The following is a 23376-nucleotide window of genomic DNA, read 5'->3' on the forward strand; positions in this document are numbered from 1 at the left end:
CGGGGGGGCGAGGTTCATCGCGATGGGGGCGCGAGCGACGCGCCGTCGGGGTTCACCGCAGCGCGGCCACGTGCGCCACGCTGCTCTCGCGCAAGGCCTGCAGGTCGTAGCCGCCCTCCAGCATGGACACCACCCGGCCACGCGCATGGCGGTCAGCCAGGGTGCGCAGTGCGCCGGTCAGCCAGGCGAAATCGTCGGCATCGAGCATCAGATCGGCCAGCGGATCGCGCAGATGCGCATCGAAGCCGGCAGAGATCAGGATCAGCTGCGGGCGGAAGGCGTCGATCAGCGGCAGCATCTCGTCTTCCCACACATTGCGGAAGCGCAGCCCGTCGCTGCCTGGCTGCAGCAGCAGGTTGTGGATGTTGCCGATGCCGCGCTCGTAAACGCTGCCCGAGTGAGGATAGAGCCCGGACTGGTGGGTGCTGAGATACTGCACGGCAGGGTCGCGCTCGAAGATCGCCTGCGTGCCGTTGCCGTGGTGGACGTCGAAATCCACGATGGTGATGCGTTCCAGCCCATGCCGGTCGCGCGCATGCGCGGCGGCCACGGCGACGTTGTTGAACAGGCAAAAGCCCATCGACACCTGCGCGGTGGCGTGGTGACCGGGTGGGCGCACTGCGCAAAAGGCGGTCCGGGTGGCATCCTGCATCACCGCGTCTACCGCGGCGACGCCGGCGCCGGCTGCGCGCAATGCCGCCGCGCGCGAGCCGGGCGACATCACGGTGTCCACGTCGAGCCGATGGTGGCCGTCGAAGGCGGTTTCCAGCACCGCATCCACCTGTTCGCGCTCGTGCACACGGCACAGGTCGCCGAGCTTGGCCAGCGGCGCCTCGCGCCAGTCCAGGTCCGGGAAGGCGTCGCGCAGCGCCTCCAGTACCGCTTCCAGACGGGCGGGGCGCTCGGGATGCTCGGGGCCGGCGTCGTGACCGAGGCAGGCGGGATGGGTAAAGACCAACATGGGGCAAATCTAGCCTGTCCGCCGTGCCATGTGCAGGTCAGCCGCGCCGGCGGTCGTGCCGCCACAGCACTTCCTGCTGGCCATCGGCACGCGCCAGCACGCGCGCCAGCACGAACAGCAGGTCCGACAACCGGTTCAGATAGCCGATCGCCTCGCTGCGCACGGTCTCCTGGCGCGACAGCGCAACGGTCTCGCGCTCGGCCCGGCGCACGATGGTGCGGGCCAGGTGGCAGCGCGCGGCGGCCTCGCCACCGGCCGGCAGGATGAATTCCTTCAGCGGGGGGAGCGTGTCGTTGAAAAGATCCAGCTGGCGCTCCAGTGCAGCGATATCGGCGCTATCGATCGCCGCATGGCCCGGGATGCACAGCTCGCCGCCCAGATCGAACAGCTGGTGCTGGAGGGTGGTCAGCAGCTCGGCAACCGGTTCCGGCACGCCGGGGGCGGCCAGCAGCACGCCGATGGCCGAATTGGCCTCGTCCACGCTGCCATAGGCGTTGACGCGCAACGCGTCCTTGTCGGTACGGCTGCCGTCGCCCAGGCCGGTGCTGCCGTCGTCGCCGGTGCGCGTATAGATCCGCGAGAGCCGGTTGCCCATCTCAGCCGGCCTGGATCTGGCCGGGCGCGCTGGTCAGGCGCTCGGCTGCCACCTGGATCGCCGCGGCGGCGGCCACATACAGCGCGGCACTGCGCAGATACGGCCCCAGCCAGTCGCTGTAGTTCCTGAACCAGCCGGCCACGGTCGGCTCGGCCACGCTGGCGCTGATCCAGTAGAAGCTGCCCTGGGCGATCAACTGGCACAGCGCCACGGAGAGCAACAGCGCCGGCACCAGCCTGGCCAGCGCGCTCCATTGCGCACCGTGGTACTGCCGGCGCAACCACATCCCACCGGCCCACAGCGCGAAATACGCCGGCACCAGGCACCAGTACGCCGGCGATACGCAGTAGTGCTGCCAGAAGCTCAGGCCCTGGCGGGTGATCACCAGCCAGTCCACCGCTACCGCCAGCAGCATCAGCAGCGGGAAGGCCAGCCTGGTGCGCGCGGTCAGGTGGAAGCCGCCAATGAAGAACACCGCCCAGGACGCGTCCGGGACCGGCGCGAAGTGATTGATCCGCGTGGCCGCCATCAGGACGGCAAGCAGGCTCAAAATCAGGGTGTCGTGCGAGCGAGGAGTCATGCGCGGAGGTGGCCGGATCACAGGCTGGCGAGTGTAGCGTGGAACCCGGCACGCCCGCGCCTCGGCGGTCCTGCGGGAGTGGCTGGCGCAAGCGACCGTGGCAGCGCTGCCGTTGCCGCCGCCCACCGCGGATGCAGACCGGTGGGCGCCTGGGTGTGCCCTGCAGCGGCAAGGGTCGGGCAGCGGGGCCTGGGTGAGCAGCCGGCCGCGCTACGCCGGCCCGGGCGCGGCAAGCTGTCCCACCCGGACGCGGCAACGGGTCATGGGCGAAGGCTTATCATGTGGCGATGACACATCCACATGACGTTCTGATCGTCGGCGGCGGCCTGGTCGGCTCCAGCCTGGCGATTGCGCTGGACCGCATCGGCCTGGATGTCGGGCTGGTGGAAGCCACCCCGGCCGGCACGCCGCCAGCGGTGTTCGACCAGCGCAACCTGAGTTTTGCCGCCGCCACTGTCAATGCGCTGGGTGTGCTGGGGGTGATGGCCAAGCTGCGCAGCGCCCCCGGCCCGATCCGGCGCATCCACGTCAGCCGCGCCGGCGACTTTGGCCGCGTGCAGCTGGACGCGGCCGATTACGGCCGCGACAGCTTCGGCCAGGTGGTGGTGGCGCGCGATTTCGGCGAGGCGTTGCAGGCCCGCCTGGACGAGCTGACCCGGCTGCGCCGCTATCGCCCGGCACGCTGCATCGGGGTCGAGCCGGTACAGGACGGTCTGCGCACGTTGCGGATCGTCACCGATGACGGCGAGCAGCGCGTGCAGGCACGGCTGGTGGTCGGCGCCGATGGCACCCACAGCGCAGTGCGCGAGCTGCTGCATATCGGCAGCGACGCGCACGACTTCCTGCAGACCTTGTTCGTGGCGCGGGTGCGCGCCTCCCGCCCACCGGATGGCACCGCGTGGGAGCGCTTCGGCGCGCATGGGCCAACCGCGCTGTTGCCGCGCGGCGACCGCCATTACGGCGCGATCCATTGCGTGGCGCGCGCCGAGGCCGAGGCGGTGGCCGCGCTCGACGAAGCCGGCTGGCTGGCCCGGTTGCAGCGGGCGGCCGGATGGCGCGCCGGGCGTTTTGTCGCCAGCGGCGAACGCAGCGCATATCCGCTGGTGCAGGTGCTGGCCAACGCGCTGGTCGCCGAGCGCGTGGTGCTGCTGGGCAACGCCGCGCAGACACTGCATCCGATCGGCGCGCAGGGCTTCAACCTCGGCTTGCGCGATGCGCTGACACTGGCCGAATTGATCGAGCACGATCGCCGCGATGCCGGTGCGGGCGCGTTGCTGGCCGAGTACCTGGCACGCCGATGCGTGGACCGCGAACAGACCATCGGGTTTTCCAGCGGGCTGGCGCGTCTCACCGGCAATCCGGCGCCGTTGTTGCGGCCGCTGCGCAGCCTCGGCCTGCTTGCGACCTCGCAGGCGGCGCCGCTGCAGTCGATGCTGGTCGGCGGGGCGATGGGGTTCCGTGGCGATGTGCCGCAGTTGTGCAGGGGCGTGGCATGAGCCGCCGTGGTAGCCGCGATGCGTTGATCGTCGGTGGCGGCGTGGTCGGGGCCGCCTGCGCGCTGGCCCTGGCCAATGCCGGCCTGAGCGTGGCCCTGGTCGAAGGCCGCGAGCCCGCGCGCTGGCGGGCCGACCAGCCCGATCTGCGCGTGTATGCCTTCGCTGCCGATAATGCCGCGCTGCTCGACAGCCTGGGCGTATGGGCCGCCGTGCGCGCTGCCCGCGTGCAGCCGTACCGGCGCATGCGGGTCTGGGACGCCGGCGGTGGCGGCGAACTGCGCTTCGACGCGGATACCCTGGGCCGCGAACAACTGGGCTGGATCATCGAACACGCGGTGCTGGTCGATCGCCTGTGGGCGGCGGTGCATGCGGCCGGCATCCATGTGCATTGCCCGGCACGCGTGGTCGAGCTGGAACAGGATGCACACGGCGTGCGCCTGCGCCTGGACGATGGCAGCCGCCTGGAAGCGGCGGTCGCCATCGCTGCCGATGGCGCCGCATCGACCTTGCGCGAGCTCGCCGGCCTGCCGGTGTCGCGGCATGCCTACGCGCAGCGTGGCGTGGTTGCCTTCGTGGAGACCGAGCAGCCGCATCAGGCCACTGCCTGGCAGCGCTTTCTGACTACCGGCCCGCTGGCATTCCTGCCGTTCGCCGATGGCCGCAGTTCGATCGTATGGACCTTGCCGGATGCCGAGGCCGGGCGCGTGCTGGCGCTGGACGATGCCGATTTCGCGCGCGAGCTGACCCAGGCCTTCGCGGCGCGGTTGGGGCAGGTGCGCGTGGTGTCTGCACGTGCAGCGTTTCCGCTGCAGCGGCAGTTGGTGGAGCAATACGTCAGCGGCCGCGTGCTGACCCTGGGCGATGCCGCGCACGTGGTGCATCCGCTGGCCGGGCAGGGCGTCAACCTGGGCCTGCGCGATGTCGCCGCGTTGCGCGCGGAGGTGCGCCATGCGCTGGCAAAGCGTGCGGACTGGGCCGCCCCGCATCGGCTGCAGCGCTGGGCACGCACCCGCCGCAGCGAGAACACCGTGGCCGCCTATGGCTTCGATGCGATCAACACGGTGTTCTCCAACGACGAGATTCACCTGACGCTGTTGCGCGGGTCGGTCCTCGGGCTGGCCGGCAGGTTGCCGCCGCTGGTGGATGTGCTGTGGAAGCGCGCCTCCGGCAGCGCGTGACCGACATGCCGGCCGACGCCACCGTCGTCGGCCCCGTCTTTGTATGTTGATGCGCTTATAGCGCAGGCAGCATGTTCCATACGACGGGCGCAGCCGGCGTGGCTACAGTCGAGCCATGTCATCTTTCGCCACCCGTTCGTCCAGGCCCAACGTGCTGCTGCTCTGCGGTTTGCTCTGCGATGCCACCATCTGGCAGCCGCAACGCGAGGCGCTGAGCGATCTCGCCGCGGTGCAGGTGCTGGACTTCGCCGGCTTCGACAGCATCGCGCGGATGGCCGCACACGTGCTGGCCGTCGCCCCGCCGCAGTTCGCCGTGGCCGGCCATTCGATGGGCGGGCGGGTGGCGCTGGAGATCATGCGCCAGGCGCCGCAACGCGTGCAGCGCCTGGCCTTGCTGGACACCGGCATTGCGCCACGCCGCGATGGCGAGCGTGAACAGCGCGCGGCACTGGTGCAGCTTGCCCACACGCAGGGCATGCAGGCGCTCGCACGGCAATGGCTGCCACCGATGCTGCATCCGGACCGGCACGACGATGCCGGTTTGATGAATCCCCTGATCGCGATGGTGCAGCGGCACAGCGTGCAGGCCTACGCCGGGCAGATCCATGCGTTGCTGGAGCGCCCCGACGCCGCGCCGGTGCTGGCGCAGATTCGCTGCCCGACCCTGCTGGGCGTGGGCCGGCAGGACGCCTGGAGTCCCCTGGCCCAGCACCAGCAGATGGCGCAGCAGATCCCGCACGCACGGCTGGTGGTCTTCGAAAACAGCGGGCATATGGCGCCGCTGGAAGCCCCCGCCGCCGTCAGCGCAGCAATGCGCGACTGGTTGCAGGAGGCGTGATGGCGATCCGGTCCGGCCGGCGACGCGCGCGCTGTCGTTGACCAGGCTTGCCGCTTTATCAGCAGCGACTTGAGGAGGCTGCATGCACGACGATGCATCGATCATCATTGCCTGCGAGCAGGTGATTCGCCAATTCGCATTGCTCAACGATCGGCATGACCATGAAGGCCTTGCCGCATTGTTCACTGCCGACGGCGTGTTCGCCCGGCCCAGCGCACCGGAGCTGCCGGTGCACGGCCGCGAGGCGATCCTGCACTCCTTCCGCGCGCGCCCGCCGCGCACCACTTGCCATCTGATGCTCAACACCCTGGTCAGCATCCAATCGCCGACCGTGGCGCACGCGCACAGCAAGGTCCTGCTCTATACCGCCGCGGACACCTCCACAGCACCGCCCTGGGCGGCCCAGTCGCCTGCGTTGCTCGGCAGTTTCGACGACGTGCTGGTGCGGGAGCAGGAGCGCTGGCTGTTCAAGCAGCGGCTTGGCGCCTTGCTGATGCGTATCGGCGCCGATTGATCAACTGCCTCGCATCCGTGCCTGGACGCACAGGCGGACGGCGCCCTCGTCGTCGCCTGCCGCAGCACCGCTTTCCTCCCCCACGTCGCGCCCGCAGTCATCCATCCATCGCATTGGAGAATCGCCTAGTGGAACGCGTGAGCTCATCTGCCCGTTGTGCCGTTGCACTGCCACGGTTGTCGTCGTATCGGCAGCGTGTCCTGACCCTGGTCACCCTGCTGGGTGCCGGCCTGCCCGTTGCGGCGTCCGCGCAAGCGGTGCCGGAAACCGCTGCACCGCCGCAGGGCATCAATCTGGGCGGGACGAGTTTTCTCGATGGCTTCGGCTCCTCGACGCCGGGCTGGACGGTGATCGAATATCTGCGCCATTACGACTTCGACGCGATCAAGGACGCGCGCGGCGACGATGCGGCCGCCTTCCGCGATCCCAAGGTCGGTGTCAGCGTCCTGCTGACCCAGCTGATCTACGTCACGCCCTATCGCTGGAAGCGCGCGTCGCTGAGCTTCAATACGATCGTGCCGCTGGTCAACTACGACACGTCCTTCGCTGCAGACAGCCCGGTGCAGCTACGCGGCAACGGGTTCGGGATCGGCGATATCTCCTTCGGGCCGGCGCTGCAGATCGACCCGGTGATGCGCAACGGACGTGTCCTGTTCTTCCAGCGCTTTGCGATCGATGCGTTCGCTCCGGTGGGCAAGTTCGATCGCGATGCCGCCATCAACCAGAGCACCGGATTCTGGTCGGTGGCGCCGCATTGGGCATTCACCGTGCAGCCCAGCGACACCTGGGAGATCAGCATGCGGGTCAACTATCTCTACAACTTCCGCACCGATCGCGCCGGCGGCGTACCGCCGATCCCGGGGTTCGGTTTTCGCAATGGTCAGGCCGGCGATCTGGTGTGGGCCAATCTGGCCAGCTCGGTGAAGGTGAGCGAACAGCTGCGCCTGGGCATCAACGGGTATTACCTGCAGCAGCTGCAGGACAACCGCACCAACGGGCAGCGTGTACCCGACAGCAAGCGCATGCAGTTCTATCTCGGGCCGGGGCTGTCCTGGCGGCTGGATGCCAACAACCTGCTGAATTTCAATGTCTACCTGCCGGTGGAGGTGAAGAACTCGGTGGCCGGCACCAGTGTCAATCTGATGTTCGTGCATTCCCTTTAACGTGGAAGCACGCACATATGCGCAGCATGCACGCCGGCGCGTCCGCGTGCGTGCTGCGGCGCAGACGGATGCAGCACGCTGCTGCAGGCAACGCTGCATGCAGCGCAAGCCCGGTTAGTCCTACGTTCGAGTTCTGAGCTGTGCAGGCTGCTGCGCCAGGCCAGTGCACGCTGTCCGCACCAAACCCCTGCGCGCGTCAGATGCCCATGCTGTGGCGCTGGGTATTGGCGTGCTCGCGGAACAACAGCTCCGCACGCGCGCCATCGCGTTGTTCGATGGCCGAGACGATGGTGCCGTGCTGCCGATGTCCGTAGTACAGATCGTCGTAGGCCAGCGTGGGCGAGCGTTGACCGAACACCACATTGACCGGGCTGACGAAGGGCACCACGGTGCATCGGTCCACGGTCTCGGTCAGGATCGGTTTGTCGGCGGCCACCACGATGGCGCGGTGGAAGCGGGCATTCATCGCGCCATAGGCCTGCTCGTCGTCGGCATTGAGGCTGCGCGTGGCCAGGATCCGGTCGCCTTCGGCGAGACAGGCATGCAAGGTGGCCAGCAGCGTGGCGGAAGCGCCCCGTTCGGCGACGGCGCGTGCGGCCATGCCTTCCATCAAGGCGCGCACCGCCAATGCGTCCAGGCTTTCCTGCTGGCTGAAGCGTCGCACTGCATAGCCGCGGTTGCCTGCCTGTACCAGCAGGCCTTCCTGGCACAGCGCGGGCAGGGCCTGACGGATGGGAGTGCGCGAGATGGCCAGTCGCTCGGCCAGGGCGGCCTCGGTGATGCGCTCACCCGGGGCGAAGGTGCCGCACAGGATCAGTTCGCGTAGCTGCTGGACCGCTTGCAATCGGTGGTTGTTCGCCATTGGCTCCATTCTCTCGCGCCGTACTGCGGCGCACGTTCCTTCGAAGGGGAAAACTCGCAATCCCGGTATAAAAAACCTTGCAGATCAGATCGCTTGGTGGCACTTTGGATCCCAAGGATACCGTTTTGGCGGTCCCGAGTGGCCAGTCGGCGCTGTTGGGATCCCGTGGCAGGACGATTTCGGCTCAATCAATGATGCGCAATCGGTCACTGCCAGTGGCCGGCACGTATCGCAGGAGTGCAGCATGGCAAGCATCATCGGCGGCATCGGAACCTCGCACGTTCCCACCATCGGGGTGGCCTACGACAAGGGCAAACAGCAGGATCCCTTGTGGAAGCCGTTGTTCGACGGCTACACACCGGTGGCTGCCTGGTTGGCCGAGCAGCAGGCAGACGTGCTGGTGTTCTTCTACAACGACCATTGCACGACGTTCTTCTTCGACCTGTACCCGACCTTCGCCTTGGGCATCGGCGAGCGCTTCCCGGTGGCCGATGAAGGCGCAGGGCTGCGCAATCTGCCGCCGATCCGCGGTGATGTGCAGCTGCAGGCGCATATCGCCGAATGCCTGGTCAACGACGAATTCGATCTGACCGTCTTTCAGGACAAGCCGATCGACCATGGCTGCGCGGCGCCGCTGCCCTTGCTGTGGCCGCACGTGCCGGACTGGCCGGGCACGGTGGTGCCGATCGCGATCAACGTGCTGCAGTACCCGCTGCCGACCGCGCGCCGCTGCTATCGCCTGGGCCAGGCAGTGCGGCGGGCGATCGAATCCTATCCGGAGGATCTCAGGGTGGTGGTGGTGGGCACCGGCGGGCTGTCGCATCAGATCCACGGCGAGCGCACCGGCTTCAACAACACCGAGTGGGACATGGAATTTCTGGACCGCTTCCAGCATGCGCCGGAAACGCTGACCGATCTGACCCACACCGATTACGTGCGCCTGGGCGGAGCCGAGAGCGTGGAGCAGATCATGTGGCTGGCGATGCGTGGCGCGCTGGGCGGGCCGATCCGCAAGCTGCACCAGAACTACTACCTGATGACCACCACCGCGATGACGGTGGTGTTGTACGAGCCGGGTGTCGAAGCTGCTGACGCGCCGTCTTCGGCGCAGTTGCTCGCACACACCGCGCATACCGCAAACGCGGCATGAGGGCCGACCCATGAATCCGCAAGTACAGGGCATGGACCAGATCGGCGGGACCTACCTGTTCGATCTGCGCACCAGCAACCGCGCGTTGCGCATCAACCGATTCTTCTGGCATATGATCCGCGCCCCGTGGCGCGATCGCTTTCTTGAGGATTCCGAAACCCTGATGCAGGAAGCCGGCCTCACCGAGCACGAAAAGGCGCTGATCCGTGCACGCGACTGGCTCGGCCTGGTGCAGTACGGCGCCAACTTCTTCGTCATCGAAAAATTCGCACGCGTGGTGCGCATGACGAATCTGCAGGTCTACGCCATCATGCGTGGCGAGTCCTTCGAAGACTTCATGCAGACACGGCGTGTGCCCGATGCACGCTGATCTGCAGGCGGCGGCCAGGTGCCGTCGCGCCGCATTACCCGACTTCCCAACGTAAGGTCTACCCCCATGACCATGTCCTCCGTGTTCTTCGAACACCGCATCAAGGTCCGGCATCTACGTGTCATCGAGGCGCTGGACCGGCAGAAAAGCCTGCTGCGCGCCTCACGCGTATTGAACGTCACCCAGCCCGCGTTGACGCGTGCCCTGCAGGAGATCGAGGAGATCGTCGGCGCGCCGCTGTTCGAGCGTCACTCGCGTGGCGTGCGCCCCAACGCGATGGGCGAGGTGCTGGTACAGACCGCGCACGTCGTGCTTGGCCAGTTGCGCCGCGCGCAGGACACCTTCGAGGGTCTGCTGCAGGATGACGCACTCACCATCACCGTGGGCGCGTTGCCGGTCGCGGCGAGCGGCCTGTTGCCGGCCGTGCTGGCTGCGTTGTATCGCGCCGAACCCACGCTGCGGGTGCGCCTGCTGCATGGGCGTACCGACGAGCTGCTGCCCAAGCTGGCCGGCAACGAGATCGACCTGGTGGTGGGCCGGCTGTATCCGCTGGCCCGCTACGACGCATTGATCCGCAAGGTGCTGTACCAGGATCCGATCGCGCTGGTGGCGCGCAGCGATCATCCGCTGTTTGCCAACGGCCAGGTGCGCATCGGCGAAGCCGCCGCGTATCGCCAGGTGCTGCCGACGCTGAGCCAGCATGTGGAGCGTGACGTGGCGCAGGTGATGCGCGAGCACGGGCTGGCCACGCGCGATCAGCTGCGTTCCAGTTCGGCCAGCTTTACCCGCGAGATCCTGCTCGGCACCGACAGCGTTGCCGTGATGCCAAGCATGATGGTGGCCGGGGATATCGCACGTGGCGAGCTGCGGGCCTTCCAGCTGCAACAGCCGTCGCAGGCGCGCGCAGGCGGGGTGATCTATCGCGATGGCAGTGCCATCCACAAGCCCGGCGTGCGCTTGCTGATGCGTGAGCTGGAGCGCCAGCTGGCGGTCATGGCCGGGCAGGGTGCGGTGTGGGTGGACGACCAGATCAGCGAGGACAACCTGTTGCTGGACGAGTCCGCGTGATCGATTGAGCGCTGCAACCGCGGCAGCAAGCTGCGGCTGCGTCGCACGCCGCAGCCGCGAGGGATGCACACGACGGGCAGCGCAGGCTGCCCGTCGTGCTGTCGGGGCGTTGGTCGCTGCCGCACCTGGGCAGTGCGAAAACGCGGGGCGTTGCCAGCTGCGCGCGGCGCGATCGCCCGGCATGCATCACGCCTCGCTGGCCAGGGCATCTTTCAGGCGCGCTTTCTGCAGCTTGCCGGTCGCGGTGCGCGGCAGCGCCTCGACCACGCGCAGATGCTTGGGCACCTTGTACTTGGCCAGTCGTTCGATCAGATAGGCGCGGATCTGCTCCAGATCCGGCGCGTCGTCGGCCGGCACGATCGCCAGGTAGCCCACTTCCCCCCATTGCGGGTCGGCGATCCCCACCACCGCGCATTCGCGTACCTGCGGATGGTCGGCAAGCACCGCCTCGATCTCGGCCGGATACACGTTCTCGCCGCCGGAGATGAACATGTCCTTCTTGCGATCGACGATCCAGAAAAATCCATCGGCATCGCGTCGCACGATGTCGCCGGTGTGGAACCAGCCGTGGGCGTCGCGCGCGTCGGCGCTTGCCTGCGGATCGCGCCAGTAGCCGGGGCTGAGGTTGGGGCCGCGCAACAACAGCTCGCCGGGCACGCCGAGCGGGCAGTCGTTGCCATCGCCATCGACCACGCGCGTCTGCACCGATGGCGCCGAAATGCCGACCGCGCCCAGCTTGTCGCGGATCACCGCGCAGTCCACCGACATGCCGAACACCGTGCCGGCCTCGCTCATGCCGAAGCCGCTGACCATCGGGATGCCATCGTCCAGCCAGCCGAGCAGGTCATCGCTGGCATGCGGCGCGCCGCCGCTGACCAGCGCAGTGAGATGCCGCAGCGCGGCTGCATCGAAACCGGGCTGGCTGCGGAAGGCCTGCATCATCTGCGGCACGCCGACGTAATGGGTGATGCCCAGCGACTGGTCGCTCAGCCAGCCCAGTGTGCGCCTGGGTTCGAAGCCGTTGGAGACCTGGATCGAGCCGCCCACCGCCAGCACCGGGCGCACGTTGGTGGCCAGGCCGATGATGTGGAACATCGGCGCTTCGCACAGGAAACTGCTGCCGGCCTCCACGCGCGTGGTGACGCCGAAGTTGTGTGCCACCTGCTGCAGGTTCTGCTCGCTCAGCATCACGCCTTTGGGCTGGCCGGAGGTGCCTGAGGTGAACAGGATCAGGGTGACGCGGTCGGGGGGAATCGCCGCCGTGTCTGCTGGTTCCAGCGTCTTCGCCGTATCGACGAAATCGGCCAGCGCCTCGACATCGACGCGCCCTGCAGCAACCTCGTCACCCAGCAGCAGGCGCGGCTCTGCGCGTTGCAGCAATGCATCCAGTTCGGTTGCACTCAGCCGCCAGTTGAGCGGTACGTAAATCGCGCCGACGCGTGCGCAGGCAAAATGCAGCGCCACCTGCCAGACCGAGTTGCGTGCCAGCACGGCGAGCCGTTCGCCATCGATGCAGCCGCGCCTCTGCAGCAACGCGGCCAGACGGCCGATCAAGGCGTCCAGCTCTGCGTACGTCCATTGCTGGTCCAGCAGCAGGTCGCGGGCGGCAAGCCGGTGCGGGGTGAGGCGGGCGTGGAAGGAGATCGAGTCGGTCGGCATGGTCATGGCGCTGTCTTCCGAATGCAGATGGGGGAGTGACTGGCGTGAGTGCGACGGCTACGGCTGAAGGTTGATACGTGCGCCCGATCCACCTGGCGAACGTTCACCAGAGAGTGCGGGTGTGCCGCGGGAGGCGATGGACGAGGCGGTGCCTGCCACCGCGTTGCGACCGCACTTGCTCTGGTATCTGTGCGGTCGCTGGGCTGAAGGGCCTAACTGAGATAGATGGTCTTGGTCTCGAGGAAGGCATGCAGTCCTTCGATGCCGCCTTCGCGGCCGATCCCGGAGTGCTTGACCCCGCCGAACGGCATGTCGAAGTCCACCCACATGCCATTGATCGCATGACTGCCGCTGCGCACGCGGCGGGCGATGCGGTAGGCGCGATCGGGATCCTCGCTGTAGACCGTGCCGTGCAGGCCGAAGTCGCTGGCATTGACCTTGGCGATCAGGTCGGCCTCGTCGTGATAATCGATAAAGCTCACCACCGGGCCGAAGATCTCCTCGCGGGCGATGGTCATGTCCGGGGTCACCCCGGCAAACACCGTCGGTTCGAGGAAGAAGCCGCGCGGCAGATGCGTCGGGCGGCCGCCACCCATGACCAGGCGCGCACCCTCGGCGCGGCCGTGTGCGATGTAGGACTGCACGCGTTCGAGCTGGCGGCCAAGCGCCAACGGACCCATACCGGTCTCGGCAGCGAACGGATCGCCGAGCTTGAGCGCGCCGATGGCCGCGCAATACGCCTGCAGGATGTCGTCGCGTCGCTGCGCCGGCACCAGCACGCGGGTGAGCGCGAAGCACACCTGGCCGGTGATCGGCATCGAGTAGGGCACCAGGCTGGGCAGCACCTTGGCGATGTCTGCATCGTCCAGCACGATCGCGGCGGACTTGCCGCCCAGCTCCAGCCCGACCCGCGCCAGACGCTCGGCGCAGGCCATCCCGATCAGCCGCCCGGCCTGGGTGGACCCGGTAAAACTCACCTTGTCCACCTGCGGATGGCGGATCAGGTGTTCACCGACCTCGCGACCACCCGGCAGCAGATTGAACACGCCATCGGGCACGCCGGCCGCGCTGATGCACTCGGCCAGGATGTAGGCATCGATCGGCGTTTCCGGCGAGGACTTGGCCACCACCGTGCAACCGGCCGCCAGGGCGGCAGCGACCTTGTAGCAGAGCAGCACCAGCGGGGCGTTCCAGGGGGTGATCGTGGCGACCACGCCCACCGGCTCCTGCACGATGTGCACGCGGCCGCCGTTGGCGCGTGCACGGGGCTCCACGAACGGATGGGTCGCGATCAGGTCGCCGTAATAGTCGAACAGGCCGGGCGCCTGTTGCGAGGCGCGGCGACTGAAGCCGATGGTGGCGCCGACCTGTCCGGTCCAGGCCTCGGCCAGTTCCGGTAGGCGCGCACGCAACTGCGCGGCCACGCGCTTGAGCACGACGCCACGCTCTTGTGGCGATAGCTGCGGCCAGGGGCCGGTGTCGAACGCGGCGCGCGCGGCGGCGATGGCCGCCTCGGTGTCGGCAGGCGCGGGCTCGGTGTAGCGCAGCAGGCGTTGCTCGGTGTGCGGTGCAATCACATCGACGTCGCGATCGCCGCTGCTTGCGCGCCACTGGCCGTCGATGAACAGGCCCAATGGTCCACGCGCAGCGATCCCGCGCAGGGTTGCGGACAAGGCTTCCATACTCCCTCCTCGGTGCAGAAAACCACTGGCAGCGCCAGCCATGCGTGGGGTGCACGCATCGCTTCAGGCGCCCTGGGAACTGCTCAGGCGCTGTTTTTGGTCAGGTCGTATTCGCCCAGGCCGGGCTTGTAGCTCTTCTCGTCGATGAACTGACGGATGCCTTCCTTGCGGGCGTTGTTGTCGAACGAATTGGCCGCTTCCTGCATGCGCACCAGATAATCTTCGGCTTCGTCGTAGGTCATCGTGCCGACGCGACGCACGGCATCCTTTGCATACTTCAGTGCGACAGGGTTCTTCTTGAGCAGCAACTGGGCCACTTCGCGGGTCCGTGCTTCCAGCCGTTCCAGCGGCACGCTTTCGTTGACCAGGCGCCATTCGGCGGCCTTCTTGCCGTCGACCATTTCGCCGGTCAGCGTCATCCACATCGCATCGCGCATGGACAGCAGCTCCACCGCGACCTTGGTGACGCCGCCGCCGGGCAGGATGCCCCAGTTGATCTCCGACAGGCCGAACTGCGCCTCGTCGGCGGCGATCGCCAGGTCGCAGGCGAACAAGGGCCCGAAGCCGCCGCCGAAACACCAGCCATTGACCATTGCGATGGTGGGTTTCTGATACCAGCGCAGGCGGCGGAACCATCCGTAGGACTCGCGCTGCGAGCGACGCACGCCACGCAGGCCCTGTGCCTCGGTCTCGCGGAAGTATTCCTTCAGATCCATGCCGGCCGACCAGGCCGTGCCTTCGCCGCCGAGCACCAGCACACCGACGTTGTCGTCGAATTCCAGCTCGTCCAGCACGTCCATCATGCGGCGGTTGAGCGCCGGGCTCATCGCGTTGCGTTTGTCGGGGCGTGCGAACTTCACCCAGGCAATGCGGTTTTCGATGCGGACCGATACCACGTCATGCTCGTTCAAGCGGCGTCTCCTTCGAGTCGGTACAAGGTGGGAATCACAGGTCTTCGGCAAGCGCGGTGTCCGCCACGTTTGCCCGTTCCAGCGTGGCGCTGGCGTTCAACTTGCAGAGCAGGCGCAGCAGGGTCTGCTGCTCGCTGGCTTGCAGGCCGGTGCAGGTACGCGCAACCGCCCGTGCCAGGCAGCCCTGGGCAGTGGCGAGCGTGCGCTCGCCAAGCGAGGTGAGATACAGGCCCTTGCTGCGTCGGTCGCGGCCGGCCAGGCGTTCGATCAGGCCCTGCTCGGCCAGCGCGTTGGCGATCTTCATGCCGGCAGCGCGATTGACCAGCAGGCGGTTGCCCAGTTCGGTCTGGTCGCAGCCAGGCTGGTCGCGGATGTGGATCAAGGCGGTGACGCGCGCCGGGGTCAGATGCAGTTCGGCCAGTTCCTGGCGCGCGGCGTGGCTGGAGGCCAGGGTCGCCAGTTGCAATTGATAGCCAAGGTCTGCGGCAAGGGCCAGGCGAGCAGTCATCGATCCGTCCAAATTGTATCCGTTAAATACAATCTAGCCGACCGAAGCGGGCACTGCAAGAGGTTGCCGCGGTCACAAACGAAGCAGCGTGCGCGCCTGCGTAGCGCAGCCGCGCACACTGCTGACCAATACCTTACTGAATCAGCCAGCCGGCCAGCTGCTCGCGGCTCAGGTGGCCGCTGTGACGCGTGTCGAGCGCGTCGAATTCCTCTGCCAGTGCCGGGTTGGCCTGGGCCTCGGCGCGACTGATGCGGCCGTCGCCATCGGTATCCAGCGCCTGGAAGTCGATGCGGTAGCTGCCGACCACGCTATTGGGCTGGATCGAGCGCACGATCACGCTGGCCTCGCCGCGTGGACGCTCCAGCTGGGCCTGATGGGTGACCTCGCCGCTGGACAGCGGCTGGGTGCGAATCACATTGGGAACCTCGATCAGCGGCACGCTGCTGGCCGGCGTCGGCGTCTGTTGCGCGAGCGCGTGGCCGGCGAACAGCAGCAGTACGGAAAACGAGGCAATACGAACGGTGGTCATCAGATCCCCCTGATGTGGAACAGCCCGCAAGCATAGAGGCTGGCGGGCGTGTTGAGGTGCGTGCACGCTGCGCCCGGCGTACGGCGACAGCGTCTGCGTGTGCCAGGCGACCGTCGGTGCGGCACGAAATGCGGCATCGGCCAACCGGGACCGGAGCCGGAACCCACCGCCGCACCGCAGCTTCGGACAGTGCACCCGGCTCCGCTGCTCAGCCCGGGATGAACGGAAACACGATCTTCAACAAGCCCTTCAGGCCACCCTCGGCAGTGCTGGTCACCGCCTTGGCGCCGAGGCTGTTGAGCGCGCGCCGGACATCTTCCCAACGCAGTTGCGCGATGTCCTTCTTCAGCAGATCCGCCACTTCCTCTGCCGTGGGCGTGAGCTTTTGCAGTTCGCGCACGGTGGCCTGCGGATCCGGCTGCAGATAGCCCCAGCGCTCGGCGACTTTCAGCAGCGTGTCGAAGCGCACCGCGACCACTTCGCGATTGCGCTCGTACACCGGCAAGGCACCGACATCCAGGATGGCCTGCTCAAATTGCTGCGCGTCATCGGGGTGTTCGATGCGCACCGCCAGAAACCCTTCCTTGCGGCTACGTTCGCTGACGTGCTTGGCACCGGAGCGCAGGTTGTCTTCGGTGAGCACGTTGGCGACGATGCGCTGCATCGCCGCGTCGCCTTCCTCGGGCACCAGCGAGCGCCAACGCGCATAGCCGTCGCGACGCAATGCCTTGACCTTGGCCGAGGTCACCCGCAGCTGCAGCGCGACCATCGCGTTGGAGCTGTTGCGCGAGATGGCGCCATCGCGTTCGAGCAGCACGAAGATCAGCAATTCCAGGTCGCGCTTGGTCAGCGACTGGAATCCCTGCAGCAGGGTCAGGCGCAGGAATTCGTTGCCGAAGGCGGCCGCGTCCTTGAGTTCGATCGGTTGCATGGGGAGTCCTCCACGGGTGACCTGCAGGATGCCAGGACGCTGTTGCGCGACCTGAGAACCGTTGCGACGCGCGCAGCAGTTTCAGCGTCCGGTTTCGCGCCCCGGGCGATCGGACCTGAACGTTTCAACTGCGCCACGATCCTGCAGGGTGACGAACACCTGTCTGCCATCGCTGCCGCCGAACGCCACATTGCTGGCCTTGCGGCCCTTCAACGCGACCGTGCGCAGCAACGCGCCCTGCGGCGAGACCACCGCGATCTGCCCGGCATCGTAGCGGGCGATGTAGAGATTGCCGTCGGCATCGCAACGCATGCCATCCATGCCGAAGTCCGGGAAGCTGATCAGCAGGCGTTTGTTGCGCAGGCCGCCATCGACGCGGTCGTACACCCAGACCTTGCGCGACATGCTTTCGTTGACGTAGAGATGCTTGCCGTCGGGGCTGACGTCCAGCCCGTTGGGCGTGGTCATGCCCGACTCCATCAACTGGACCACGCCCTCGCGGCTGATGTGCCACAGGCGGCCGCTGTTGTCCTTCCAGTTCGGGTCGCTTGCATAGAAGCTGCCATCGGGCGCAAGCGCCAGGTCATTGGGACCATCGGCGTCGGGCAGCGAGGCGAAGGTGCTGACCGCACGCGTGCGCAGGTTTACCTGCAGGATCTTGTGGCCGGTGAAATCGGCCACGTACATCGTCCCGTCGCGGAAGCGGATGCCATTGCCGGTGCTGCCGTCGGGCAAGGTCACGAAGACCTCTGCCTTCGCGCTGCCATCGGCGTGCAGGGCAATGCGCGCGATGGTGCCGTCCTTGCCCAGATTCACTGCATACAGCGCGCCATCCGGCCCTGCCGCAGGGCCTTCGGCATTGTGGGTGAAGGCGCCATCGCCGATCAGGTCGCGCGCAACGAATGGCGCATCGGCAGCGGTCGCCAGCGAGCTGGACAACAGTAAGGCCAATGGCAGGAAACGGCGGCGGGCGACAGCGGTCATGCGGCATGCTCCAGATGGGATCGTTGCCAGTGTGCCAGAACGTGCGCAGCGGCCATGGCGGTGATCACGCGCGATCAAGTAAGGTGCCCGGGCAGTATTGGCCGACCAGCGACCAACAGCACCACTGCGCCCATCTGCGGGCAGTGCGATTGGGACGTGGTGCGGCATGTATCCACTGACACTCCGGTGCGCGTGCGTCGTCATCGACTGATGACCGCATGCGATGGTGTCAGCCGCTCTCAATCTTGCGAAGGAGGTTTGCATGTCCGTGGAATCGATCACACGTCGCCGTCTGCTTGCCGCGTTCGGCGGTGCAGGCATCCTGCTGGCGGCGCCCGGCTGGGCATTGCCGAAGAAAAAGCCGGGCAAACCGCTGAATGTGGCGCTGGCCGGCCTGGGCAGTTATGCCAGCGAGCAACTCGCGCCAGGCCTGGCGTTGACCAAGCATTGCAAGCTGGCGGGCATCGTCACCGGCACGCCCTCGAAGATTCCGCAGTGGCAGGCCAAGTACGGCATCGCCGATCGCAACGTCTACAGCTACGAGAACTTCGACCGGATCGCCGACAACGACGACATCGACGTGGTGTACATCGTCACGCCCACCCACCTGCATGCGCCGCTGACCCTGCGCGCGGCGGCGGCCGGCAAGCATGTGTGGTGCGAAAAGCCGATGGCGATGCATGCCGGCGAATGCGAGGCCATGATCGCGGCGTGCAGGCGCAACAAGGTGGCGCTGGCGATCGGTTACCGCATGCAGCACGAACCCAATACGCGCCGCCTGATCGCGATGGCCAGCGAGAAGCCGTTCGGCGCGATGCAACGCGTGCGTGCCGAGGCCGGGTACAACGGCTATCACGATGCGACCAAGGCCGATCGTCCGTGGCGCTTGCGTTCCCAGTTCGGCGGCGGGGCGATGTACGACATGGGCGTGTATCCGCTCAATGCCGCGCGCTACACGGCGGGCAGCGAACCGTTGGCCGTGACCGCCAAGCGCTGGACCGATCGCCCGGAGCTGTTCGACGAAGTCGACGAGCATATGGACTTCACGCTGGAATTTCCGAATGCGGTGCGTGCCGAGTGCAAGACCAGCTTCGGCAAGAACATGAATGTGCTGCGCGCCGAGTGCGAGCGCGGCTGGTATGAGTTGTCGCCGTTCCAGAGCTACCAGGGCGTGACCGGCAAGGCCAGCGACGGGCGCGTGTTCGACGCCAAGGTGCCGCACCAGCAGGCACTGCAGATGGACGAGGACGCGCTGGCGATCATCAACGGCACTCCGCTGCGCGCACCCGGCGAAGAAGGCCTGCGCGACATCCGCATCGTCGATGCGATCTACCGCTCGGCCCGCGAGGGCAGCAAGCGGATCGTGCTGTGACCGCAGCCTGCTCCGTCGGGCGACGGAGCAGGCTGGCCCTGATCTGAGAGAGCGGACTGGCTCAAGCCAGCTTGCCGCCACCAAGAGCTAAAAAGGCCTTCGCGTACGAGGAGGCCTTTCAATCCGACGCTGGAGCACATGCCGTGCCACCGCGCGGGACCAGCGCCTGCTGCGAGCCGCACGCCTACTCAGGTGCTCTGCATGGGCCCCAGGAGTGGTGTCATGCACATCAGCACGCTGCCACTGGCCAGTACCCACAGCAATTCCGCCGCCAATCACCCGCCTTTACGATTCCCGAATCCCGAATCCCGGCTCTTACGATTCCCCAATCCCGATTCCCGATTCCCGCCCTCAGCCCCGCATCGCCAGCACCGTGATCTCCTCACGATCGTGATACAGCTGCTTGGCACGCACGATCAGCGATTTTTCGGCCTGCTGTTCGAACAGGTCCAGGCATAGCCGGGTTTCGTCCCAGCGCTTTTTCATCGGCAGCTTTAGGTTGAAGATGGTGTTGCGGCACCAGCCTTCGCGGATCCAGGTGGCCATGCGCTCGGCCACGCGGCGCGGTTGCTCGACCATGTCGCAGACCATCCAGTCCAGTGCCTGCGCAGGCTTCCAGTGAAAGCCGTCGGCACGCAGATGTTCGACCAGGCCGGTCTCCAGCACATGCTCGCGGAGCGGGCCGTTGTCGACGCTGGTGACATGCAGGTGCTGGCGGGTGAGCACCCAGGTCCAGCCGCCGGGCGCCGCGCCCAGATCGGCGGCGCGCATGCCGGGCTTGACCAGCGTCTCGCGTTCTTCCGGTGCGAGCAGGGTGAGCAGGGCTTCGTCGAGCTTGAGCGCCGAGCGCGATGGCGCCTCCGGCAACAGCTTCAGGCGCGGAATGCCCAACGGCCACGGCGCGCTGTCGGCACTGTCGGCCACCGCCAGCAAGGCATGGTCGCCATCGAGAAAACAGACATGCAGCCGCGCCAGGCGCGGCTGCGGTTTGTCGGTCAGCAGGCCGGCCTTGCGCAAGGCCGGACGCAAGGCATTGCCGAAACTGCGTGCCAGCCCGGCCAGCGGCTTGCCCGCGTCCGAATCCGGGTGTTCCACCCACAGGTCGCCGAAACGCGACTGGCCTTCCAGGGCGGCCAGGATCGGCGTGATGCGGTCCTTGGGGTCGATGCCCTTGAGTTCGGCGACCACCACCAGCTTCTGCCGCGCGAAGATCAGCTCGCGCCAGTGCAGCCTGGTGGCCAGTTGCGCGGCCTCATCGCAGACGAACAGCACATAGCCGTCGTTGCGCTGGGTCCGCGCATAGCCGGCGATGCCGACGAAGGCGGCGCGCGCGCTCAACTCGGCGGCCAGCTCCGGCTCGAAGCCCTGGCGGCAGTAACACAGCAGGCCGCTCATCGCAGGGCCTGGCGTGCGCGATCGCTGCGGGGCAGGTCAATAATGGTCACCGCCGCCCTCGCCATAGGTGCGCAGCACCGCGCAGGCCTGGTCGCGATGCACGTCGCGCACCACCTCGATGCCGCGACGGGTGAGCTCGCCCACCCAATCGGCCGGCAAGGGGCCTTCGTCGAATTCGGTCAGCGCCATCACGTCTTCGGCGCGTGCGCCGATCAGCAGGCGGTCGATGCCGGCCCACACCGTGGCGCCGTAGCACTGGCAGCACGGCTGCGCCGAGGTGGCCAGCGTCACCGGCGACAGCACATCGTTCAGGCGCGGCGTCTGCAGGCGTTGCTGGGCAAGCATGTAGGCCATGTTTTCGGCGTGCGCCAGCGAGGTGGTCTGCGGCACCACGCGGTTCACCGCCGCGGCGATGATGCGGTGGTCCGGGCCGAATACGACCGCCCCGAACGGGCCGCCGCTGCGCTCATGCACGTTCATCCGCGACAGGTCGATTGCCAGCGCCACCTTGTCCTCGTCGCTGGGATAGGCGCGGCTGTCGTCGACATGCGCGTGAATCCAGTCGGGCAGCGTGAGGTGGACTTGCGCGTAAAGCATCAGTGGACCATTTCTGTAGAGGGGGGAGCGGGGCGCAGTGTATCGGCCTGGGCGTCCTTTGCGGCACATTGCCCGGCCACGCACTGGCAGGCGCTGATCTCGCGGAAGCCGCACACGCTCATCATGCCGCTGGCCTGGCATTGCGCCTGCACGCCCTTGGGGTCGGTGGCACTGTTGACGTTGACGCAGGCCGGAAATGCGCCGCAGCAGTTGCCGACGTTCTTCACCGTGCAGTCGGCGTCGGTGCGACAGGTGGTGGTGACGGTGATCGGCTTGCCGCTTGCCGGACCGGTTGCCGAGCCGGTCGCTGGAGGCGGCGTGGCCGTATCGGCCGGCGGTGCGGCGCAGCCGACCGACACCAGACAGGCCAGCAACAGCATCGAACTCAGACACCGGGACAAAAGACGGGACATGCGGCCGCTCCGATCAGGACAGGTGAGCGGCCATGGTAAGCCCCTGTTGCGTGGAGTGCGGCTGGACCTGGGCCCCGGCACACCTCCGGGGCGCCGGGGTCTGCGCGCGTTGCGCCCGATGGGCCGGCTGTGGCTGGCGCGTGGCCGGAACACGCCTGCAGCGTCGGTGCAGTCAGCGCTGTCTGCGCAAGGCCCGGTTGCAGCGGGTGGCAAGGTCCAGTTGCTGCATGCTTTCGTCGCGGCGATCGCTGGGCAGATCGTCCTCAGACCGGCCCGGAAGCAGCGTGCAGAACACCTCGGCCGGGGTCACCGCGGTCGAGGCGGGTGGCTGCGGCGAGCAGGCCGCCAGGCCGATCGACAGCGAAAACACCGCGCTGCGCAGCGTGTTTGCAGGCGGGCGGGAACATGGTTGGGGGAGGCACATGGCGACGTTCCTGACGGACACAGCCTGCAATCTAGGCCGCTGCGCGCATCAGCCGCCGGCGTCATTTCGCTTCCGCATGCAGTGCTGCGCACCACAGCACGCCGACCAGCAGGCAGGCGATGGCGGCCAGCTCCAGCGGCGTGGGCAGGCGCATTTCCCAGGCAAAGCCGTACAGCAGCGCAAAGACCGTTTCGAACACGATCATCTGGCCCACCAGGGTCAGCGGCAGCACGCGGCTGGCCCGGTTCCACAAGGCGTTGCCGATCACCGAGGCCAGGATGCCCAGCAACAGCGAAATGCCCCAGAAACCCGCCCAGTCGATCGGCGCATGTGGTGCGCTGCCGAGCAGGGCGGCCGGCGCCAGCAGGAGTGCCAATGCGCCGGTGACCACGCCAGTCAGCAGCGACCAATCGCCCCCGGACAGGTCCGGCCGCCGTCGTAGCCAGCGCGCATTGCCGATGGAATAGGCCGACCACGACGCCAGCGCACCGAACGCACAAAGCAGGCCGGCGATGCGGGTGGCGCGATCGCTGGCGTGGTGACCGGCATCGTGCTGCAAGGTGTCCAGGGCGACCAGCGCCACGCCGATGACGCACAACACGCATGGCGCAGCCAGGCGTCGCAGCTGCACCGCGCCTGCGGCACGCGTGCCGATCACGGTGACCACCACCGGCAACAGGCCGATGATCAGCGCGGTCGCCGCGCTGCCGGCCCACTGCACCGCGCTGCCGAGCAGCACGTAATAGATCAGGTTGCCCAGCAGGCTCAGACGCACCAGCGCCCACCATTCGGCCCGCCCCAGCCGTGCAGCGGTCTGCCGCGCGCGCGGTGCCAGTACCAGGGCGGCGACCGCGCCATAGGACAGATAACGGGCAAGGGCCAGTTGCAACGGCGTAAATGCCGCAAGCAACTGCGGCGCCAGAAACACCAGTCCCCATAACGCGCCTGCACCGATGCCGCAGGCAACACCGACCATCAAGCGCTCACGCATCGTGCTGCTCCTTCATGCCATGCGCCATGCAATGAAGTGCGGCACGCAGTCTCCATTGCGCTTGTTCATTACTTCAAAAGACACCGCGCTGCGGTGGCTTCGCGCTGCTTGCCTGATCTGCGGTGACAGCCATCAGCGGCCGATCGCGCCAGCCACGCCGGCTTGGCTGCCTGACGCCATATCCGCGCCGGACGGCTGGCCCCCG

At 67.4% G+C, this 23376-nt stretch carries 25 protein-coding genes; 9 read left to right on the forward strand and 16 right to left on the reverse strand.

What is annotated here, in order from left to right:
- Nucleotides 1-52: 52 nt before the first annotated feature.
- From H7A86_RS04240 to H7A86_RS04250, 3 genes are read right to left on the reverse strand one after another with little or no spacing between them, the layout of a single operon-like run.
- Nucleotides 53-961 (reverse strand): histone deacetylase family protein, encoded by a 909-nt coding sequence (locus tag H7A86_RS04240; protein ID WP_104584989.1) that lies wholly within the window; start codon nt 959-961, stop codon nt 53-55.
- A gap of 37 nt (nt 962-998) precedes the next feature.
- Nucleotides 999-1556: a cob(I)yrinic acid a,c-diamide adenosyltransferase gene (locus H7A86_RS04245; RefSeq protein ID WP_119130770.1), complete on the reverse strand. Its 558-nt coding sequence runs from the start codon at nt 1554-1556 to the stop codon at nt 999-1001.
- 1 nt (nt 1557) lies between these two features.
- Complete coding sequence (locus tag H7A86_RS04250) at nt 1558-2136, reverse strand: hypothetical protein (RefSeq protein WP_119130771.1); 579 nt, start codon at nt 2134-2136, stop codon at nt 1558-1560.
- Between the two features lie 287 nt (nt 2137-2423).
- Between H7A86_RS04250 and ubiH the strand changes: the two genes are divergently transcribed.
- The 5 genes from ubiH (at nt 2424) to H7A86_RS04275 (ending at nt 7325) form a co-directional block, all read left to right on the forward strand.
- Nucleotides 2424-3632 carry a 2-octaprenyl-6-methoxyphenyl hydroxylase gene (gene ubiH, locus H7A86_RS04255; RefSeq protein ID WP_119130772.1) on the forward strand — a complete coding sequence of 403 codons (1209 nt, stop codon included), beginning with the start codon at nt 2424-2426 and terminating at the stop codon, nt 3630-3632.
- Nucleotides 3629-4810 (forward strand): UbiH/UbiF family hydroxylase, encoded by a 1182-nt coding sequence (locus H7A86_RS04260; protein ID WP_119130773.1) that lies wholly within the window; start codon nt 3629-3631, stop codon nt 4808-4810. The genes ubiH and H7A86_RS04260 overlap by 4 nt, the downstream gene beginning before the upstream one ends.
- A 115-nt stretch (nt 4811-4925) precedes the next feature.
- Nucleotides 4926-5648 carry an alpha/beta fold hydrolase gene (locus H7A86_RS04265; RefSeq protein WP_104649456.1) on the forward strand — a complete coding sequence of 241 codons (723 nt, stop codon included), beginning with the start codon at nt 4926-4928 and terminating at the stop codon, nt 5646-5648.
- An 82-nt stretch (nt 5649-5730) separates the two neighbouring features.
- Entirely contained in the window at nt 5731-6162 is a 432-nt protein-coding gene (locus H7A86_RS04270; RefSeq protein ID WP_119130774.1) for a nuclear transport factor 2 family protein, read from the forward strand.
- Between the two features lie 128 nt (nt 6163-6290).
- Nucleotides 6291-7325 carry a SphA family protein gene (locus tag H7A86_RS04275; protein WP_119130775.1) on the forward strand — a complete coding sequence of 345 codons (1035 nt, stop codon included), beginning with the start codon at nt 6291-6293 and terminating at the stop codon, nt 7323-7325.
- Between the two features lie 196 nt (nt 7326-7521).
- Here H7A86_RS04275 and H7A86_RS04280 read toward each other — a convergent pair whose 3' ends face one another.
- A complete protein-coding gene (locus H7A86_RS04280) occupies nt 7522-8196 on the reverse strand; it encodes a GntR family transcriptional regulator (RefSeq protein WP_104585007.1) in 675 nt (224 codons plus the stop codon).
- A 235-nt stretch (nt 8197-8431) separates the two neighbouring features.
- Between H7A86_RS04280 and H7A86_RS04285 the strand changes: the two genes are divergently transcribed.
- From H7A86_RS04285 to H7A86_RS04295, 3 genes are all read left to right on the forward strand, one after another.
- Complete coding sequence (locus H7A86_RS04285) at nt 8432-9337, forward strand: gallate dioxygenase (RefSeq protein WP_115676184.1); 906 nt, start codon at nt 8432-8434, stop codon at nt 9335-9337.
- A gap of 10 nt (nt 9338-9347) precedes the next feature.
- Entirely contained in the window at nt 9348-9707 is a 360-nt protein-coding gene (locus H7A86_RS04290) for a protocatechuate 3,4-dioxygenase (protein WP_039523676.1), read from the forward strand.
- A gap of 66 nt (nt 9708-9773) precedes the next feature.
- The gene (locus H7A86_RS04295; protein ID WP_104585011.1) at nt 9774-10775 is read left to right on the forward strand and encodes a LysR substrate-binding domain-containing protein; all 1002 of its coding nucleotides are present in this window, start codon (nt 9774-9776) and stop codon (nt 10773-10775) included.
- Between the two features lie 186 nt (nt 10776-10961).
- On the opposite strand, the gene H7A86_RS04300 is transcribed toward H7A86_RS04295, so the two are convergent.
- The 7 genes from H7A86_RS04300 to H7A86_RS04330 form a co-directional block, all read right to left on the reverse strand.
- Nucleotides 10962-12440: an AMP-binding protein gene (locus tag H7A86_RS04300; protein WP_119130776.1), complete on the reverse strand. Its 1479-nt coding sequence runs from the start codon at nt 12438-12440 to the stop codon at nt 10962-10964.
- Nucleotides 12441-12646: 206 nt separating this feature from the next.
- Nucleotides 12647-14116 carry an aldehyde dehydrogenase gene (locus H7A86_RS04305; RefSeq protein WP_119130777.1) on the reverse strand — a complete coding sequence of 490 codons (1470 nt, stop codon included), beginning with the start codon at nt 14114-14116 and terminating at the stop codon, nt 12647-12649.
- Nucleotides 14117-14199: 83 nt separating this feature from the next.
- A complete protein-coding gene (locus H7A86_RS04310; protein ID WP_016900748.1) occupies nt 14200-15027 on the reverse strand; it encodes a p-hydroxycinnamoyl CoA hydratase/lyase in 828 nt (275 codons plus the stop codon).
- Nucleotides 15028-15061: 34 nt separating this feature from the next.
- Nucleotides 15062-15535 (reverse strand): MarR family winged helix-turn-helix transcriptional regulator, encoded by a 474-nt coding sequence (locus tag H7A86_RS04315; protein WP_104585082.1) that lies wholly within the window; start codon nt 15533-15535, stop codon nt 15062-15064.
- A 133-nt stretch (nt 15536-15668) separates the two neighbouring features.
- The gene (locus tag H7A86_RS04320; RefSeq protein ID WP_119130778.1) at nt 15669-16064 is read right to left on the reverse strand and encodes an EF-hand domain-containing protein; all 396 of its coding nucleotides are present in this window, start codon (nt 16062-16064) and stop codon (nt 15669-15671) included.
- A 208-nt stretch (nt 16065-16272) separates the two neighbouring features.
- Nucleotides 16273-16995 (reverse strand): hypothetical protein, encoded by a 723-nt coding sequence (locus tag H7A86_RS04325; protein ID WP_119130779.1) that lies wholly within the window; start codon nt 16993-16995, stop codon nt 16273-16275.
- Between the two features lie 81 nt (nt 16996-17076).
- A complete protein-coding gene (locus tag H7A86_RS04330) occupies nt 17077-17979 on the reverse strand; it encodes an SMP-30/gluconolactonase/LRE family protein (RefSeq protein ID WP_119130780.1) in 903 nt (300 codons plus the stop codon).
- Between the two features lie 262 nt (nt 17980-18241).
- Here H7A86_RS04330 and H7A86_RS04335 point away from each other — a divergent pair, with 262 nt between their 5' ends.
- Nucleotides 18242-19351: a Gfo/Idh/MocA family protein gene (locus H7A86_RS04335; RefSeq protein ID WP_115676190.1), complete on the forward strand. Its 1110-nt coding sequence runs from the start codon at nt 18242-18244 to the stop codon at nt 19349-19351.
- A 351-nt stretch (nt 19352-19702) separates the two neighbouring features.
- Here the strand turns inward: H7A86_RS04335 and rlmM are convergent, their stop codons facing one another.
- The 5 genes from rlmM to H7A86_RS04360 form a co-directional block, all read right to left on the reverse strand.
- Nucleotides 19703-20746 carry a 23S rRNA (cytidine(2498)-2'-O)-methyltransferase RlmM gene (gene rlmM, locus H7A86_RS04340; protein ID WP_119130781.1) on the reverse strand — a complete coding sequence of 348 codons (1044 nt, stop codon included), beginning with the start codon at nt 20744-20746 and terminating at the stop codon, nt 19703-19705.
- A gap of 36 nt (nt 20747-20782) precedes the next feature.
- Nucleotides 20783-21343 (reverse strand): nucleoside deaminase, encoded by a 561-nt coding sequence (locus H7A86_RS04345; RefSeq protein WP_104585025.1) that lies wholly within the window; start codon nt 21341-21343, stop codon nt 20783-20785.
- Nucleotides 21343-21756, reverse strand: coding sequence for a hypothetical protein (locus tag H7A86_RS04350; protein WP_104649466.1), 414 nt, complete (start codon nt 21754-21756; stop codon nt 21343-21345). The genes H7A86_RS04345 and H7A86_RS04350 overlap by 1 nt, the downstream gene beginning before the upstream one ends.
- Before the next feature lie 172 nt (nt 21757-21928).
- Nucleotides 21929-22180 carry a hypothetical protein gene (locus H7A86_RS04355; RefSeq protein WP_126946864.1) on the reverse strand — a complete coding sequence of 84 codons (252 nt, stop codon included), beginning with the start codon at nt 22178-22180 and terminating at the stop codon, nt 21929-21931.
- A 61-nt stretch (nt 22181-22241) separates the two neighbouring features.
- Complete coding sequence (locus H7A86_RS04360; RefSeq protein ID WP_119130782.1) at nt 22242-23171, reverse strand: DMT family transporter; 930 nt, start codon at nt 23169-23171, stop codon at nt 22242-22244.
- Nucleotides 23172-23376: the final 205 nt, after the last annotated feature.

Source organism: Xanthomonas euroxanthea, from assembly GCF_903989455.1.
In the GTDB taxonomy this organism is placed as follows: domain Bacteria; phylum Pseudomonadota; class Gammaproteobacteria; order Xanthomonadales; family Xanthomonadaceae; genus Xanthomonas; species Xanthomonas euroxanthea.